Annotated in this window: 15 protein-coding genes; 5 read left to right on the forward strand and 10 right to left on the reverse strand. The window is 71.0% G+C overall.

The features are described from left to right. Nucleotides 1-79: 79 nt before the first annotated feature. Complete coding sequence (locus ABD999_RS31725; protein ID WP_271276613.1) at nt 80-622, reverse strand: hypothetical protein; 543 nt, start codon at nt 620-622, stop codon at nt 80-82. A gap of 254 nt (nt 623-876) precedes the next feature. Here ABD999_RS31725 and ABD999_RS31730 point away from each other — a divergent pair, with 254 nt between their 5' ends. Both ABD999_RS31730 and ABD999_RS31735 read left to right on the forward strand, forming a co-directional pair. After that, nucleotides 877-2409, forward strand: coding sequence for a hypothetical protein (locus ABD999_RS31730; protein ID WP_271276614.1), 1533 nt, complete (start codon nt 877-879; stop codon nt 2407-2409). Then, nucleotides 2406-3464 carry a hypothetical protein gene (locus tag ABD999_RS31735; RefSeq protein WP_271276615.1) on the forward strand — a complete coding sequence of 353 codons (1059 nt, stop codon included), beginning with the start codon at nt 2406-2408 and terminating at the stop codon, nt 3462-3464. Before ABD999_RS31730 ends, ABD999_RS31735 begins: the two co-directional genes overlap by 4 nt. Here ABD999_RS31735 and ABD999_RS31740 read toward each other — a convergent pair. From ABD999_RS31740 to ABD999_RS31755, 4 genes are all read right to left on the reverse strand, one after another. Next, nucleotides 3461-4486 carry a polysaccharide deacetylase family protein gene (locus ABD999_RS31740; RefSeq protein WP_345483043.1) on the reverse strand — a complete coding sequence of 342 codons (1026 nt, stop codon included), beginning with the start codon at nt 4484-4486 and terminating at the stop codon, nt 3461-3463. The two genes, ABD999_RS31735 and ABD999_RS31740, sit on opposite strands and share 4 nt — an antisense overlap. Before the next feature lie 129 nt (nt 4487-4615). Next, a complete protein-coding gene (locus ABD999_RS31745) occupies nt 4616-5830 on the reverse strand; it encodes an NADP-dependent isocitrate dehydrogenase (RefSeq protein WP_148036915.1) in 1215 nt (404 codons plus the stop codon). Between the two features lie 51 nt (nt 5831-5881). Beyond that, complete coding sequence (locus tag ABD999_RS31750) at nt 5882-6187, reverse strand: DUF3017 domain-containing protein (protein ID WP_148036914.1); 306 nt, start codon at nt 6185-6187, stop codon at nt 5882-5884. Then, complete coding sequence (locus ABD999_RS31755; RefSeq protein WP_148036913.1) at nt 6184-7305, reverse strand: citrate/2-methylcitrate synthase; 1122 nt, start codon at nt 7303-7305, stop codon at nt 6184-6186. Before ABD999_RS31755 ends, ABD999_RS31750 begins: the two co-directional genes overlap by 4 nt. A 181-nt stretch (nt 7306-7486) precedes the next feature. Here ABD999_RS31755 and ABD999_RS31760 point away from each other — a divergent pair, with 181 nt between their 5' ends. Further along, nucleotides 7487-8128: an FHA domain-containing protein gene (locus tag ABD999_RS31760; RefSeq protein WP_148036912.1), complete on the forward strand. Its 642-nt coding sequence runs from the start codon at nt 7487-7489 to the stop codon at nt 8126-8128. Here the strand turns inward: ABD999_RS31760 and ABD999_RS31765 are convergent. Both ABD999_RS31765 and ABD999_RS31770 read right to left on the reverse strand, forming a co-directional pair. Further along, nucleotides 8102-9223 (reverse strand): anhydro-N-acetylmuramic acid kinase, encoded by a 1122-nt coding sequence (locus tag ABD999_RS31765; protein ID WP_271276617.1) that lies wholly within the window; start codon nt 9221-9223, stop codon nt 8102-8104. The two genes, ABD999_RS31760 and ABD999_RS31765, sit on opposite strands and share 27 nt — an antisense overlap. A 4-nt stretch (nt 9224-9227) precedes the next feature. Then, nucleotides 9228-10757, reverse strand: a complete 1530-nt coding sequence (locus tag ABD999_RS31770) for a glycoside hydrolase family 10-like protein (RefSeq protein ID WP_148036910.1) — start codon at nt 10755-10757, stop codon at nt 9228-9230. Nucleotides 10758-10845: 88 nt separating this feature from the next. On the opposite strand from ABD999_RS31770, the gene ABD999_RS31775 reads away from it, so the two are divergent. Together ABD999_RS31775 and ABD999_RS31780 are read left to right on the forward strand one after the other, a co-directional pair. Further along, the gene (locus tag ABD999_RS31775; RefSeq protein WP_271276618.1) at nt 10846-12276 is read left to right on the forward strand and encodes a glycoside hydrolase family 3 protein; all 1431 of its coding nucleotides are present in this window, start codon (nt 10846-10848) and stop codon (nt 12274-12276) included. Continuing rightward, nucleotides 12273-13142, forward strand: coding sequence for a MurR/RpiR family transcriptional regulator (locus tag ABD999_RS31780; protein WP_148036908.1), 870 nt, complete (start codon nt 12273-12275; stop codon nt 13140-13142). Before ABD999_RS31775 ends, ABD999_RS31780 begins: the two co-directional genes overlap by 4 nt. Nucleotides 13143-13164: 22 nt before the next feature. Here ABD999_RS31780 and ABD999_RS31785 read toward each other — a convergent pair whose 3' ends face one another. The 3 genes from ABD999_RS31785 to ABD999_RS31795 all read right to left on the reverse strand — a co-directional run bounded on the left by ABD999_RS31785 (nt 13165) and on the right by ABD999_RS31795 (nt 16002). Then, entirely contained in the window at nt 13165-13947 is a 783-nt protein-coding gene (locus ABD999_RS31785; RefSeq protein ID WP_271276619.1) for an IclR family transcriptional regulator, read from the reverse strand. A gap of 99 nt (nt 13948-14046) precedes the next feature. Further along, nucleotides 14047-15021 carry a DUF8094 domain-containing protein gene (locus ABD999_RS31790; protein ID WP_271276620.1) on the reverse strand — a complete coding sequence of 325 codons (975 nt, stop codon included), beginning with the start codon at nt 15019-15021 and terminating at the stop codon, nt 14047-14049. 129 nt (nt 15022-15150) lie between these two features. Next, nucleotides 15151-16002 carry a bifunctional methylenetetrahydrofolate dehydrogenase/methenyltetrahydrofolate cyclohydrolase gene (locus tag ABD999_RS31795; protein WP_148036905.1) on the reverse strand — a complete coding sequence of 284 codons (852 nt, stop codon included), beginning with the start codon at nt 16000-16002 and terminating at the stop codon, nt 15151-15153. Between the last annotated feature and the right edge of the window lie 38 nt (nt 16003-16040).

Consider the following 16040-nt stretch of genomic DNA (forward strand, 5'->3'; position numbering starts at 1 on the left):
GACGAGGCAAACTTTACGACGTTGCGGAACTTCCCAGAGAACCGTTAACCGTTCGTGACGTCACGTTTCGCGGACACATTCACCTGTCGCAGGCCGACCGGAGGTGGAACTCCCAGCTGGACTCGCCGAAGAGCGGGTCTTCACCGGAGGAACTCGTGGTCTGGCTCCCCCACCAGCGCTCCACCCGCAGCACCAGTTCGGGGACCGTCGCCTGGGCCCGGTCGCAGTCGACGACCTCCAGGCCGAGCGTCATCGAGAGCTTCTCCCCGGAGCCGACGGTCACGGGAAAGGCGGGGCTCTCGACCTCGGCGAGCCGGATCCCGTCCGCGCGCAGGCCCACACCGGTGACGGTGACGGGGAACCAGCCGTCGTTGACGACCGTGTGCCGCAGCCGCATGCTCGTGTACCGGATCCGGTCGGCGTCGTCGCTGAGCACGGAGATGTGGGGGTCAGGTGCGCCGTGCGTCAGCCTGGGCACGGCCAGCCCGCTGACCGACGCGCCCAGCACCAGCAGCACCACGGCAGCGAGGGCGCCGAACGCGGCACTCATCCGCCGGACCTCGCGCTTACCGGCCGTCCCCGCGCTGTGATCCAGCCGGTCCCACACGTCGTCGGATATCACTCATGCACCCCTGTCACCTCGATGGGCATTCTGCTACTTTCTCCCGGGGTGACGAGGGGTATTTCGTGGGGTTAATTCTTTTTCTGGTGTTCCTGGCGGTCGCGGTCCCGCTCACACTCCGTGCCCAATCCGGGCCGGTGACCCGGGAGGCGATGAACCGTTTCTCCCGCGTACACCAGGTTGAAGTCACTCCTTACAACGGCACGGCGATTCTGCGTTATCTGCATGTCACACAAGGTCTGATGTGGGCCGGAATGGGCGTCGGATTCGCCGTCATGTTCGCGCAGGCCCCCGGAGAATCGTTCACCGTCAGCCCTTTCTGGCCGGTCACCGGATGGTTCTGCGGTTTCGCCGCGGCCGAAATGGTGCTGGCTCGCCGGGGCGGGCCTCTAGGGCGTCCGCTCGGCCTGCGGCTGGCGCCGCCGCAGGCGACCGGGCTGTGGGTGTTCGCCGCCATGGTGTCCGGCGCGATCGCGCTGGCCTCCGTGCTGCGCTCGTTCCGGACCGAGGTGGATCTCGCCGAGCGCGGCTGGGCGGTGTTCACGCTCGCCGTGGTGCTGACGGTGAACCTGCTCGTCATGGGGCTGCGGCGGCGGCCGCTCCGCGCGGGGCCCGCCGACCTGGTGTCCGCCGAGCTGGCCATGCGGTCCCGGTCCGCGCGCCTGCTGCTGGCCGGCGGGACGATCGTGGCGATCTGGTCGGCGCCAGGTGGCGGCTGGTCCTCCGATCCGGAGATCATCCGCTCGCTTCTCAGTCTCGTCGTGTCGCTGCTGGCCTTCTCCATGGCGCTGCCGCCCGAACGCCTCACCCAGGCGGGCCGGCCGCTCCGGTGGCAGGTGGTCGCCGCCGTGCTGCTCACGCCCGTCCTCGCGGCCGGCTGGAACGCCGCCGCCGTCGAGCCGGACGAGCAGCCGAAGTCGCCTCTCACCGAGCCCTACGCCAACGCGGCCCTGTTCGCCTACGTCACCCCGGGTAGCCCATGGGAGATCGCCACGATGCCGGACGGCCGCGAACCGGACGACGAGTGGGACGAGAGCACCTGGGACTTCGGCGGGTTCTCGCTGGACAGGGCCGTCACCCGGCTCGCCACCGGCGACGGAGGCAGGCAGGAGGGGCCGCTGGCGCTCAGCGGCGACGGCCACCACGTCGTCTACCTTGACTCCGTCACGGACCGCCTGGTCGTCCAGCACCTGTCAGAGGCCACCCGGCGCGACCTCACGGGGCCGCTGCCCGCCCACGCCGTCCCCCGGCCGCTCCTCTCCCACGACGGCCGCCTCGCGGCGCTGGTCTCCGCCACCGGGACCGAGCTGGTCGACACCGCCACGGGTGACAGGACCGCCCTGCCCGGCGTCAGGCGCGTGCTCGGCCTCGGCCCGTACGGCGTGGTCGGCACCACCGGCCACCGCGCCCTGCCCGGCGCGCCCGGCACCGAGCTGGTCACCCTGGACCCGCGGGGCCGGGTGCGCAGCCGGGCGCCCTTCGACCCCACCCTCCCAGCCCTGGCCACCCAGGACGGACGCTCCCTGATCGTGTTCACGGACGACGAGGCCGTCGCCATGGACGCGCGCACGGGCCGGGTGACCGATCGGGCGGCGTTGAAGCTGCCCCGTCACCACGGCCCGCCGGAGCCGCTGGGCTGGTCGGCGGAGGGCAGGCTCGCCGTGCTGATCGAGCCCGACGGCGACGACGGCCACTACCACCTGGTCGACCCGGGCACCGGCAGGTCGAGCCCGATGAAGGGTGTCATGGACAAACTCGACCACGGCGTGTTCGGGCTGATCCCGTGAGCGCGCTCTGGCGGCTGTGCGTGGCCGCGGCGGCGGCGCTCGCCGCGGCGTGGCTGATCAACGGCGGCGGCCCGCCGCCGGTGGAGTTCCTGAGCCCGGAGCCGGCCCCGCCGGCCACCCCCGCCCCGGCCGCGGTGAAGCTGACCGGGCCCGCGCCCGCCCCCGTCCGGTACGCGTACGAGCCGCACTGCAACGACGGGACCGACGGCTGCCGGCACCACATCCTGGTGTCGGCGGCGGGTCAGCAGTGGTGGGTGGAGGGCGCCCACGACGACGCCCCGTTCGCGCTCTCCGCCGACGGCACCCTGGTCGTCCACCCTCTGGGCGACCGGTTCGTCGCCAGGGACCTGACCACCGGCACGGTCACGGAACTGCCCGTCAGGACGGAGGAATCGGTCGGGGAGATCTTCGGCGCCCAGCAGCCGCTGCTCTCCCTCGACGGCCGCCACCTGCTCGTCCAGCACGACCACCTGGACGAGGACGTCGAGGTCGTGCTGGAGCGCCCGATGATCGTCGACATCCGGCGCGGCACCGTGCGCCGCCTGCCGAAGGGCGAGCGGGTCGCCGGCTGGACCACCGAGGGGCTCGCCCTGGTGACCGACCACCCCGCCCGCGACCTGCCCGGCTATGCCACCTCTGCCGCGTACGTGATCCGCTCCCCCGGCGGCCGGGTGGTGCGGCGCTTCACCGTGCCCGGCAACCTGGCCCACGGCCTGCCGTCACCGTCGGCCCGCACGCTGGCGACGCTCGCGAAGGAGATCGCCCCGCACGACGTGGTCAGCACCGGCATCCTGCTGACCGGCACCGAAAACGGAAAGACCCTCCGCACGGTCGTGCCGCGGCTCCCGGAGGGCCTGCGGGCCGACGCCCTCATCCGCTGGGAAGGTGAGGACGCCCTGCTCGTCCGCGCCGAGGACCGTCACGGGAAGATCTCCTACCACGTCGTGGACCTCTCCACCGGGGCCGCACGGGACCTCCGCGTCGCCATGGCAGCCGTCTCCGACTACCTGCTCGCCCCGGCGGAGCTCTCGGTGCTGATCGGGTCGGTCCGCTAGTAGGCCAGCGCCTTCGCCTTGTACGAGGCGCGCAGGAACGGGTTCTTGAACTTCGGGTACGCGATCGTCGACGGGTCGCCGTCGGAGGTGTAGCGCATGTCGGGGTTGGCCTTCAGCCAGTCGAGCCAGGCCGTCGAGCAGAACTGCGCGCAGTCGCCCTTCTTGTCCATCGCCCTGATGCGCGGGATGCCCAGCGCGTCGAACGACTTGCTGAACGGCGACGCGGCGGGCGTGTAACCGGCCAGGAAGACGCCCTGGTGGTGGTACGACTTGCCGCGCGCCGCCCACTCCTTCTTGCGCGGCTGCACCCCGTACGGGAGCGCGATCGTCACCGGCTTGACCCCGGCCAGCTCGTTGATCTCCTTGCCGATCGAGCCGATCTGCTCCTCCACCTGGTCGTGCGTGCGGGCGCGCAGGTTGTAGTGGTCGCGGGTGTGGTTGCCCAGGTCGAAGCCGTTCGACTTGAGCCACAGCAGCGTCTGCGCCTGCTCCTCGCGCACGTGCTTGCCGAACATGTCGCGGGTGATGTAGAAGGTCGCGACCGGGCGGAACCCGGAGTGCTTGGCGGCCACCTCGCGCATGATGGCGACGGCGGTGTTCGCCTTGGGCGTGCCCATCGCGTCCAGCGTGAGCTGGGACGGGGAGGAGTCGTCGAAGGTGAGCACCACCGGGTGCTTGCCGGCCGGGATGTCGATCTTCCCGGTGACGAACTCGGCCGCGGTGACCGGCACGTAGTTCTCCTTGGCCAGCCGTTCGAGCTCGGTGCGGAACTGGGCGGGCGTGCGGTCGTCGGTGGTCCCCGGCTTGTCGACGATCCGGTGGTACATGAGAACCGGGACCTGGCCCAGCTCGTTGGCCTTGACGGCCGCGGCCGCCTTCGCCTGGGCGGCCTTGAACAGCTGCTGCTTGGCGGCGCTGTCGGCCTTGGCGTCCTTCACCTGGGTGACCGGCTCGGAGCCGCACCCCGACACGATCACGGCGACCGCGACCGCACCCACGCCACCGATGAAACGCAGTCGCATTCGAACCCCCCGAGACGCGCACGACTGTTATGGAGGGCTCTTACCCAGCTGATCAACCGCGGCGCACCAAGGGATCGTCCGGGAAGCGGAAAGGGCCGCCCGGAGGCGGCCCTTCACGTGAGACGGCGGTCAGGCCATCTTCTTCTTCAGGTTCTCGTCCAGGGCCGCGAGGAAGTCCTGGGTCGTGAGCCACGCGGCGTCGCCGCCGACCAGGAGCGCGAGGTCCTTGGTCATCTGGCCGCCCTCGACCGTCTCGATGCAGACCCGCTCCAGCGTGTCGGCGAACTCGGTCACCGCGGGGGTGTTGTCGAGCTTGCCGCGGTGGGCGAGGCCACGGGTCCACGCGAAGATCGAGGCGATCGGGTTGGTGGAGGTGGGCTTGCCCTGCTGGTGCTGGCGGTAGTGGCGGGTCACGGTGCCGTGCGCCGCCTCGGCCTCGACGGTGCGGCCGTCGGGGGTCATGAGCACGGAGGTCATCAGGCCGAGCGAGCCGAAGCCCTGCGCCACCGTGTCGGACTGGACGTCGCCGTCGTAGTTCTTGCACGCCCAGACGTAGCCGCCCTCCCACTTGAGCGCGGCGGCGACCATGTCGTCGATCAGGCGGTGCTCGTAGGTGATGCCGGCCTTCGCGAAGTCGTCCTTGAACTCGCTCTCGAACACCTCGGCGAAGATGTCCTTGAAGCGCCCGTCGTAGGCCTTCATGATCGTGTTCTTGGTCGACAGGTAGACCGGGTAGTTGCGGTCCAGGCCGTAGCGCATGGAGGCGCGGGCGAAGTCGCGGATCGACTCGTCCAGGTTGTACATCGCCATCGCGACGCCCGAGCCCGGGAAGTCGTACACGTCGAGCTCGATCGGCTCGGAGCCGTCCTTCGGGGTGAAGGTGAGGGTGAGGGTGCCCTCGCCCGGCACCTTCAGGTCGGTGGCGCGGTACTGGTCGCCGAAGGCGTGACGGCCGACGACGATCGGCTTGGTCCAGCCCGGGACGAGCCGCGGCACGTTGGACATGATGATCGGCTCGCGGAAGATGACGCCGCCGAGGATGTTGCGGATCGTCCCGTTGGGGGACTTCCACATCTGCTTGAGGCCGAACTCCTCGACCCGCGCCTCGTCCGGGGTGATGGTGGCGCACTTGACGCCCACGCCGTGCTTCCTGATGGCGTTGGCGGCATCGATGGTCACCTGGTCGTCGGTGGCGTCACGGTGCTCGATGCCGAGGTCGTAGTACTTAAGGTCGATGTCCAGGTAGGGAAGGATCAGCTGGTCCTTGATGAACTGCCAGATGATCCGGGTCATCTCGTCGCCGTCGAGTTCGACGACCGGGCCCTCCACCTTGATCTTGGGCATGCGAACGGTTCCCCTTCATGAATGAATGCGTTGAGGCTATCGGACGCCTCGTCAGCGAGAGAAAAGGGACTCGATCAGGGCCTTCGCGGCCGGGTTGTCGAGCAGCAGCGAAGTCAGCACCAGCATGAACCCGGCCAGCCCGAGCGTGACCGCGTCCGCCTTCCGGCCGCGCACCGCGAGGGGCCCGCCGAATCCGGAGAAGCGCAGTGCGGCACCGATCATGATGACACCGCCCAGGGCGAATCCGCCCCAGCGCGGGTCGATCAGGAACACCAATCCCACGGCGACGGCCGCACCCGCCAGAATCAGCGGGTACGGCCCCCAGCCCTCGCGTTCGACGTCGTCACGCAGGCTCATCGCTCGTCGATCGGCTTCCACTTCTGGTCGGTCTCGCCGATGTACTCGCTGTCCGGGCGGATCAGCCTGTTGTCGGCGTGCTGCTCGATCACGTGCGCCGTCCAGCCGGACATGCGGCTGATCGAGAACACGGGAGTGAACAGGTCGGTCGGGATGCCAAGGTAGTGGTAAACCGAGGCCGCGTAGAAGTCGACGTTCGGATAGAGGCCCTTCTCCTCGAAGACGACCTCCTCCATCTCCTTGGACATCCGGTAGTAGGTGTCGTCGCCGGCCGACTCGGCCAGCTCCTGCGACATGCGGCGCAGATGGGTGGCGCGCGGGTCTTCGGTCTTGTAGACCCGGTGGCCGAAGCCCATGATCTTCTCGCCGGCACCGAGCTTGTCACGGACCGCCTGGGCGACGCCGGTCGGCGAGATCGACTCCAGGGTCTTCATGACCTGCTCGTTGGCGCCGCCGTGCAGCGGGCCCTTGAGCGTGCCGATGGCCGCGACGATGGCGGAGTGCATGTCCGAGAGGGTAGCGGCGCAGACGCGGGCGGCGAACGTGGAGGCGTTCATCGTGTGGTCGGCGTGCAGCACCAGGCAGGTGTCGAAGATCTCCACCTCGCGCTGGGAGGGGACGCGCCCGGTGATCTGGAACAGGAAGTTCGCCGCGGTGCTCAGGGAGGGGTCGGGATCGGGGGCGGTCGCGCCGGTGCGGGCCGCGTGGTAGCGGGCCACCAGCAGGGGCTGCTGGGCGGTCAGGCGGGCGGCCTTGCGCAGGTTGGCGTCGGGGGCGTTCGAGTCCTTGTCAGGGTCGTCCGCGCCGGACAGCGACACGTAGCTGCGCAGCGCCTCCATCGGTTTCTGTTTCTCGGCGATCTCGGAGATGTTCGCCGAGACCAGCTCGCCGAGGTCACGGCCGCGCACGAGGTCGTCGCCGTACTCCTGGAGCTCGGCGCGGTCGGGCAGCTTGCCTCGTTGCAACAGGTACGCGGTCTCCTCGAAGGTCGCGCGGCCGGCCAGATCGTGGATGTCGTATCCCCGGTAGAACAGCCGACCTGCTTTTCCGTCGATGTCGCTGAGCGCTGTGGACGCGGCGACGACGTCAGCCAGGCCTTTGGTGGGCTTGTCCGCCATGAGTGTTTCCTCCGCTTATCTTCGCCCGAAGTCTACCCGTGAGCAGGCAAAACCGTCCGCAGAGGTCCAGACCAATTTCACGCGCGATTCTGCTTTCGGCAAAGGCGATTCCGCATCCCCACGTTTGGGTAAGCCGGAGCTGTAGTAAGAGTTACGGCGGGCTACCTGGGGAGGAACTGCCGTGGAGGGGCCGTTCATACGCATCGAGGACACAGGCGAGGTGATCCCGTTGCGCCCCGAGATCACGACGGTGGGAAGGGGCCGCGGTGTCGACATCCGGCTCACCGATCCCAGCGTCTCTCGGCTCCATGCCGAATTCGTCAGGCGAGGGCCTTACCTGTACGTCGTTGACCTGGGCCTGTCCCGCAACGGCACACGGGTGAACGGCAGGCCGATCGCCCGGAGGGTGCTCGACGACGGCGACGTCGTCTCGTTCGGGGCCGCGCGAGGACGGGTCGGCGGAGTCCCCCGTGAGGACTTCGCGCCCGAAGTGGAGCTCCGCAGGGCGGCGGCGCCCGAGCTGACCAGGCGCGAGGTCGACGTGCTCACCTCGCTCTGCCGGCCGGCCCTGTCGGATGAGGCGTTCGTCGCTCCGGCCACCGCGCGGGAGATCGCCGACGACCTGGTCGTGACCGAGGCCGCGGTCAAGCAGCACCTGCTGCGGCTTTATCAGAAGTTCAGGATCCCCGAAGGCACCAACCGGCGCACGCGACTGGCCAACGAGGTCGTCGCGCTCGGCCTGGTGCGTCCGACCCCCGTGGTTCCCCCGCAGCGGGCGGGCACCACCGCGGAGCCGTCAGCGGCGGGCCGCAGGGCTTCCTGAGAAGCGGATCGCGACCGGGGCTTCGGCGAGGGGTTCCGGCAGCGTCAACGGACCGGAACCCGGCGTGATCGTGCCCAGGATCCGGGCGCCCGACGCGCCCGTGCACCCGGGCACGGTCGCCGCCAGGCCGTGTGCGGTGAGCCAGCCGAACAGCGAGAAGGCGATCGCCTCCTTGCTGTCGGCCGGCACCCCGAGTTCGTCGCTGGTCAGAAACCTGGCCGGCGTCGCGCGCAGGCGGAGCATGCTCATCAGCGCTGGGTTGCGGGCGCCTCCGCCCGACACGATCACGGTGTCGAGCCGGTGCCTGCGGATCTCCGCGGCGACCGTCTCGGCGGTCAGCGCCGTCAGCGTCGCCACCAGGTCCGGCAGGGGCAGCTCCGCCTTCACGTAGTCCGGCGTGAACAACTCCTTGCCGGTGGACTTCGGCGGCTCCTGGAGGTAGTAGGGCTCCGCGAGCAGCCGGTCGAGCAGGTCCCGGTCGACCGTGCCCGCCGACGCCAGCGCGCCGTCCCTGTCGTACGGCGGCGCGGCGGCGTCGATCAGGGCGCAGCCCGGCCCGGTGTCGTAGGCCAGCGGAGGCTCGCGCACGGTCAGGTTGGCGATGCCGCCCAGGTTGAGCGCGCCGGCGCGGCCCGGCAGCCCCGCCATGAGCAGCAGGTCGAGATACGACACCAGGGGCGCGCCCTGGCCTCCGGCGGCCACGTCGCGCGCCCGTACGTCCGACACGACAGGAACGCCGGTGCGCTCGGCGATCCAGGCCGGCTGGCCGAGCTGCAGCGTGCCGCGCACCCGGCCGTCCTCCACCCAGTGGAACAAGGTCTGGCCGTGCGAGCAGACCAGCTCGCAGGGCGGCGCTTCGGCGGCGGCGACCGCGAACGCCTGCCCGATCAGCGTGTCCAGGGCGCACACCTCGCCCAGGTCGACGCGGTGGGGCGGCAGCGCGGCCCGGATGCGGGCTCTCAGCTCCGGCTCGTACGGTCGCTCGCCCGTGTGCTCGATCCTGCCGGTGAGCACGCCGGCGTCGAGCGTCCAGTCCACGACGGCGCTGTCGATGCCGTCGTGGGACGTGCCCGAGATGAGGCCGAGAACCCGCATGATCTCAGATCACCGGGAACCCGTTGCTGGGCTTGCTGGTCCGGTTGGCCCGGTCGACCGCCACGACGTGGTAGTGGTCGCCGCGCTTGCCGTCGGGGTCCTGCCAGACCACCTGCCGGTCGCCGGGGACGACCGCGACCAGGTGGCGGGCGTCGGCGAACTGCGCGTCCCGCGCCCTGCCGGGGAAGCGGAAGATGGCGAACTGGAACGGCTCCTGCCTGCCGGTCGCCACCGCGCGCACCTCGACCCCGCCGCGCTTGCGCAGCGCGTAGGCGAGCACGGGACGGTTCGGCGCCTTGCCCGTCGCCAGCCTCGGCAGCACCGGGGCGAGCGCGGGCCGGACGTAGTGGTCGGCGACGGCGGTGCTCACCGACGCGATCCGGTCCTGGCGCAGGTCGTTGGCGTTGTACCAGATGTCGCCGCTGATCTGCGGGTGGTCGCGGTTGAGCGTGAGGTGGTCGGACAGCTCCTTCGGGTCCTGCCACTCGGGCGCCTGCGCGGGGTCGCCCGCCTTGTACGCGGCCTGCCCGATCCACAGCATCGTCTTCGTGCCGTCGGCCACGTCGGACCACCAGGGCACGAGCTTGGAGTAGTCGGCCGGCGGCTGGCCGATGTACCAGTAGAGCTGCGGCGCGATGTAGTCGAGCCAGCCCTTCTTGACCCAGCCGCGGGTGTCGGCGTGCAGGTTGTCGTACGACTGGCCGCCGTTGGTCTCGGAGCCGAGCGGGTCGGTGCCCTTGTTGCGCCAGATGCCCGACGGGCTGATGCCCCAGGCCGCCTCCGGCTTGACCTCGCGGACCCGCTGCTGCATCTCGGAGACCATCAAGTCGACGTTGTTGCGCCGCCAGGCCGCCAGGTCGGGGAAGCCCGCGCCGTACTTGGCGAACTCCTCGGCGTCGTCGAAGGCCGTGCTGTTGGTCGGGTAGAAGTAGTCGTCGAAGTGCAGGCCGTCGATGTCGTAGCGGGCCAGCGCGTCGAGCATCGCGTCCTGGCAGAACTTCCGCACCTCCGGCATGCCGGGGTTGTAGTAGAGCTTGCCGCCGAACGGGAGGATCCAGTCGGGGTTCTTGCGTCCGGGGTGGTCGGGGTGGAGCTTGTTCGGGTCGTCCTGCATCGACACGCGGTACGGGTTGAACCAGGCGTGGAAGGCCAGGCCGCGCTTGTGCGTCTCCTCCACGAAGAAGGCGAGCGGGTCGTAACCGGGGTCCTGTCCCTGCACGCCGGTGATCCAGTGCGACCACGGCTCGAACGGCGACGGCCAGAACGCGTCGGCGGTCGGCCTGATCTGCATGAACACCGAGTTGAGCTTGCGCTGCTCGGCCAGGTCGAGCCAGGCCAGATACTCGGCCTTCTGCTCCTCGACGCTCAGGCCCTGCTTGGAGGGCCAGTTGATGTTCACCACGGACGCGATCCACATGCCGCGCATCTGGCGGAGCGGGGGAACGTACTCGGCGGACGCGAAAGCGGGCAGGGGAACCGCCGTGGCGGCGGCGGCAAGGGCGAGACCCTTCAGGAGAGTCCTTCGGCTGGGCATGGGGGGTGGCCTCCCGGAAGCGGTTGTGTCGAGGGCGACGATGACAGAAAATTACCTTCAGTTCAACAACCGTGAAGGAAAATGCCGCATGACCCCAGACCTGTCCCGCCTGGCCATGACCGTGCTCCAGCCGGGGTACGCGGGAGCCTCGCTTCCCGACTGGATGCGCGGGGCGCTCGATCAAGGGCTCGGCGGCGTCGTGCTGTTCGCGCGCAACCACCCGCTCGACCGGGCCGCCCGGCAGATCCGCGCGCACAGCCCGGACGCGATCGTCGCCGTCGACGAGGAAGGCGGCACCATCACCCGCTTCGAGGTCGAGCACGGCAGCTCCGTCCCCGGCAACCGGGCGCTCGGCGTGGTCGACGACGTGAAGCTGACCGAACGCGTCGGCCGGCAGCTCGGCCGCATGCTCGCCGGCGCCGGCGTCACCCTCGACTACGCGCCGACCGCCGACGTGAACGCCAACCCGGCCAACCCCGTCATCGGCGTCCGCTCCTTCGGCCCGGACCCGGACCTGGTGGCCCGCCACACCGCCGCCTACGTGGCCGGAGTCCAGGGCGCCGGCGTGGCCGCCTGCGCCAAGCACTTCCCCGGCCACGGCGACACCACCACCGACTCCCACCTGGCGCTGCCCACCGTGCACGCCTCCCGCGACCTGCTCGCCGAACGCGACCTGCCGCCGTTCCGCGCCGCCGTCGAGGCCGGCGTGCGGTCGATCATGTGCGGCCACCTGCTCGTGCCCGCCCTCGACCCGGACCTGCCCGCGACACTCAGCCGCGCCGCCCTCACCGAGCTCCTGCGGGGCGAGCTCGGCTTCGACGGCATGCTGGTCACGGACGCCATCGAGATGCGGGCGGTCGCCGCCATGCTCGAGCCCGGCGAGATCACCGTACGCGCCCTCGCCGCCGGCGCCGACGCCGTCTGCGCCGGCCACGTCACCGAGGACGGCCTGTACGCGCTACGCGACGCCATCGTCGAGGCCGTCCGCTCCGGCGCGCTGCCCGAGGAACGCCTCGCCGAGGCCGCCGCCCGCGTCCGCGCCGTCTCCGCCTGGTACGCCGGCCAGGCCGCGCTCCGCGCCCAGGCACTCGCCGAACCGGACGACCCCGGCGGCCTCGAAGCCGCCCGCGCCGCCCTCACCGTCACCGGCGCCGCCCGGCTCACCGGCCCGCCGCTCGTGGTCGAGGTCAACACCCGTCACAGCCAGGCCGTCGACCAGGTCAACCCGACCGGCGTCACCGCCGCCCTGGCCGCCGCGCTGCCCGGCACCCGCCGCGTCCCGCTGGAGCCCGGCGCCGCGCTCCCGCCCCTCGGCACCGGCCCCGCCGTCCTCGTCGTGCACGACGCCGCCCGCCACGCCTGGGTGCGTGAGCGCATCGAGCAAGCTGTACGGGAGCGTCCCGACATCGTCGTCATCGACACCGGCATCCCGGCCGAACCCGCAGGCGCCGCCCACCTCGCCACCCACGGCATCTCCCGCGTCTCCGCCCAGGCGGCGGCCGAACGGCTGACCTCGTGACCGGCACCACCGAACCGGCCAACCCGGTCGCCGCGGTCCGCGCCGTCCTGCCGTCGCTCACCCCCGCGGCCCAGGCCATCGCCCGCATCATCCTGGACGACCCCGGCCTCGTCGTGCGCAGCACCATCACCGAGTTCAGCACGGTGTCGGGCACCAGCGAGGCGACGATCGTCCGTACCGCCAGAGCGCTCGGCTTCACCGGCTACTCGCAGCTGCGCTTCGCGCTGGCCGCCGCCGTCGCCAAGGAGCCCGAACGGCTCGTCCCCGGCGACCTCGCCCCCGACGACCCGCTCACCGACGTCATCGCCAAGGTGGCCCGCGCCGAGTCCGAAGCCCTCGCCGACACCGCCGCCCAGCTCGACCCGGACCGGCTCGACGAGGTCGTCACCGCCATCGTCGGCGCCCGCCGGGTCGACGTCTACGGCGTCGCCGCCTCCGGCCTGGTGGCCGCCGACATGTCGCAGAAGCTCCTGCGGATCGGGCTGTCGAGCCACCCGTTCAGCGACGCCCACCTGGCGTTGACGAGCGCCGCCCTGCTCAAACCCGGGGACGTGGCGGTGGCGATCAGCTGCAGCGGCGAGACCCCGGACGTCCTCGTCCCGGCCCGCACGGCGGCCGAGACGGGGGCGCTGCTGGTCGCCATCACCAACAACCCGCGCTCCTCCCTGGCCGCGCTCGCCCACCACACCCTGGTGTCGGCGGGCAGGGAGACCGCGTTCCGGCCCGGCGCGCTGGCCAGCCGGATCAGCCAGCTGCTGATCGTGGACTGCATCTTCGTGGGGCTGGCGCAGCGGACCTACGACAAGGCGGATGCCGCCATCCGCGCCACCCGCCAGGCCACCGACCGCTACCGTCAGCGCACGTGACCGTCCTCTGCCGGCCCGCTGGTCAGCTCGTGTCCCTTTTCGCCGGAGAGGTGAGCGAGGACAGGTCGCCTTCGATCTTGGCGGCCGTGGCCAGCAGCGGCGGGAGGAGCATGCGTCTGGCCTGCTGGAGGGTGGTGCGGCTGGCGTGGGTGGAGACGTTGACGGCCGCCACGACCGCCCCGGAACGGTCCCGGATCGGGGCGGCGATCGAGCGGAGGCCCTCCTCCATCTCCTGGTCGACCATGGCCCAGCCCCGCTCGCGGATGCCGTCCAGCTCGTCGCGCAGCGCCGACGGGACGGTGACGGTGCGGGAGGTCAGGCGGCGCAGGTCGGCCTGGTCCAGGTAGGCGTCGAGGTCCGCCGGGGGTAGGCCGGCCAGGAGGACGCGGCCCATGGAGGTGCAGTAGGCGGGGAAGCGGGTGCCGATGCTGATCGACACGCGCATGATCCGGGCCGTGGCAACGCGGGCCACGTACACGACGTCCTCGCCGTCCAGCACCGCGACGGAGGCGGACTCGTGCACCTCGGCGGCCAGGCGTTCCAGGTGGGGCGCGGCGACCTCGGGCAACGACAGGCTGGACAGGTAGGCGTACCCGAGCTCCAGGACACGCGGCGTGAGGGAGAACAGCCGCCCGTCGGTGCGCACGTAGCCGAGGTCGGCGAGCGTGAGGAGGAAACGGCGCGCGGCGGCGCGGGTGAGGCCGGTCGCGCGGGCCACCTCGCTCAGCGTCAGCCGGGGGGCGGTGGCGCTGAAGGCGCGGATCACGGCCAGGCCGCGGGCCAGCGACTGCACGTGTTCGACCATGAGGTTCCCTTGACACCGGCGGGCAGAGGCGCAGCTCTCCCCGAAATGTTCGGCCAGTGAATAAGTGTACGCATGCCGAACACGCCTCGCGGTGGCGGGCTAGCGTCCGCTGCCGGAGATGATGCCGCTGTAGGAGCCGAGCACCTCGACCTGGGCGGGTTCGGCGGTCTTCGGCGGGATGTGCGCGACGACCTGGATCAGCGCGGTGGACTTCATGTACGTGTAGAACTTGCCGCGCAGGAACCCGTTGTTCTTCTGGAAGACGTACTTGCGCCCCGGCCCCTGGTGCACGTCGTAGCGGATGGTCCGTTGGAGGGTGGTGAAGGCGAGCGCCCCGCCGTCGGCCGTGCGCAGGGCGTAGGAGGGATACGCCGTGGCCGGGCGGGCGCTCTCGACGACCTTGGCGTACTCCTTCATCTTGACGCGGTTGGACGCGGCGCCGGTGGTGAGCCGGTCGGCCGCGAAGCGGGTCCTGGACGCCGCGGTACCCTTGTTCACCAGGTGGGCGGCGTAGCTCTTGGCGAACGCGGCGGGCGACATCATCAGCCCGGCGGTGTCGGAGTGGGCCACCTCCTCGGCCGTTCCCGAGGCGTCCGCGACGATCTCGGGGAGTTCGGCGGCCTTGCCCTCGAAGACGTCGGGGGCGTACACCTGCTTCCAGGACTCTCCGTCACGGGTGAACAGCAGGTAGGTCGGCTCCTTGGCGGTCTCGCTCTTGCCCTTCCAGTGCGTCGTGGTCAGGAACCAGCGCCCCTCCGGGCCGACGGGCACGGTGTGAACCGGCTCGGTGTAGCCGAACGGCTGGTAGGCGGCCTGGCGACCGCCCAGCTTGCGGAGGGACGCGTAGCCCGCCTTGTCGATGGCCAGGCTGGAGCCGCCTTCGTAGCCCGCGAGCAGCTTGTCGCTCACGGCCTTGTTGGCGGCGTTGTTGCGCTTGACGTAGTCCTCCAGGACCGAGGCCACCTCCTGGGCGGTGACGGGCGCGGCCGCGGGTGTCGGGGTTTCGGTGGCCGCCGTGGACGGCGCCTGCTCCGAGCCCGCCCCCGGCAGGACGGAGCATCCTGCCAGAGCCAAGCACCCGACCATCCACACAAATCTCCGCATCTAGACCGCCTCACGATATTTCTGGACTAAAGCGGCCAAAGATATCAACAGCGGTTGTCGAACGTACGAAGAACCCAGCCCCGGACCCCGTACGAGCCCCTAGGCGTGCAGCCGCTCGGCCGCCTCCACGACGTTGGCCAGCAGGAGTGCGCGGGTCATCGGGCCGACCCCGCCGGGGTTGGGGGTGAGGAAGCCCGCGACCTCGGCCACGTCGGGCGCCACGTCGCCGGCGATCTTGCCGTTGACCCGGGAGACGCCGACGTCGAGCACGGCGGCGCCCGGCTTGACCATGTCCTTGGTGATCAGGCCGGGCACGCCCGCGGCCGCCACCACGATGTCGGCGCGGCGCACATGGCCGGCCAGGTCCTGGGTGCCGGTGTGGCAGAGGGTCACGGTGGCGTTCTCGCTGCGCCGGGTCAGCAGGAGGCCGAGCGAGCGGCCCACGGTGATGCCCCGGCCGACCAGGGCCACCTCGGCGCCCTTGATCGGGACCCCGTACTCCTGGAGGAGCAGCACGATGCCGTGCGGCGTGCAGGGCAGCGGCGCGTCGACCATGTGGACCAGGCGGCCGAGGTTGACCGGGTGGAGGCCGTCGGCGTCCTTGGCCGGGTCCATGCGCTCCAGCAGGGCCATGGTGTCGAGGTGTTTGGGCAGCGGGAGCTGGACGATGTAGCCGGTGCACTCGGGTGAGGCGTTGAGCTCGTCGACGGCGGCCTCGACCTCGGCCTGGGTGGCGGTGGCCGGCAGGTCGACGCGGATGGAGGCGATGCCGACCTCGGCGCAGTCGCGGTGCTTGCCCGCGACGTAGATCTGGCTGCCGGGGTCGTCGCCGACGAGGACCGTGCCGAGCCCGGGGGTGATGCCGCGCTCTCTGAGGGCGGACACCCGGGCCGTGAGGTCTGCCTTGATCTTCGCCGCGGTGGCCTTGCCGTCGAGTCTGACTGCGCTCATGCTTCCAATCCTTCCATGGCTCCGCCGGCGCGCGTTTC

This window comes from Nonomuraea ferruginea, assembly GCF_039540635.1.
In the GTDB taxonomy this organism is placed as follows: Bacteria; Actinomycetota; Actinomycetes; order Streptosporangiales; family Streptosporangiaceae; genus Nonomuraea; species Nonomuraea ferruginea.

Bases quoted from the DNA above. Each gene is read 5' to 3' on its own strand.
- ABD999_RS31795 (WP_148036905.1), bottom strand. From the start codon at position 16,002: ATGAGCGCAGTCAGACTCGACGGCAAGGCCACCGCGGCGAAGATCAAG.
- ABD999_RS31740 (WP_345483043.1), bottom strand. From the start codon at position 4,486: ATGCGACTGCGTTTCATCGGTGGCGTGGGTGCGGTCGCGGTCGCCGTG.
- ABD999_RS31730 (WP_271276614.1), top strand. From the start codon at position 877: ATGGGCGTCGGATTCGCCGTCATGTTCGCGCAGGCCCCCGGAGAATCG.
- ABD999_RS31750 (WP_148036914.1), bottom strand. From the start codon at position 6,187: ATGAGCCTGCGTGACGACGTCGAACGCGAGGGCTGGGGGCCGTACCCG.
- ABD999_RS31770 (WP_148036910.1), bottom strand. From the start codon at position 10,757: ATGCCCAGCCGAAGGACTCTCCTGAAGGGTCTCGCCCTTGCCGCCGCC.
- ABD999_RS31785 (WP_271276619.1), bottom strand. From the start codon at position 13,947: ATGGTCGAACACGTGCAGTCGCTGGCCCGCGGCCTGGCCGTGATCCGC.
- ABD999_RS31765 (WP_271276617.1), bottom strand. From the start codon at position 9,223: ATGCGGGTTCTCGGCCTCATCTCGGGCACGTCCCACGACGGCATCGAC.
- ABD999_RS31745 (WP_148036915.1), bottom strand. From the start codon at position 5,830: ATGCCCAAGATCAAGGTGGAGGGCCCGGTCGTCGAACTCGACGGCGAC.
- ABD999_RS31775 (WP_271276618.1), top strand. From the start codon at position 10,846: ATGACCCCAGACCTGTCCCGCCTGGCCATGACCGTGCTCCAGCCGGGG.
- ABD999_RS31755 (WP_148036913.1), bottom strand. From the start codon at position 7,305: ATGGCGGACAAGCCCACCAAAGGCCTGGCTGACGTCGTCGCCGCGTCC.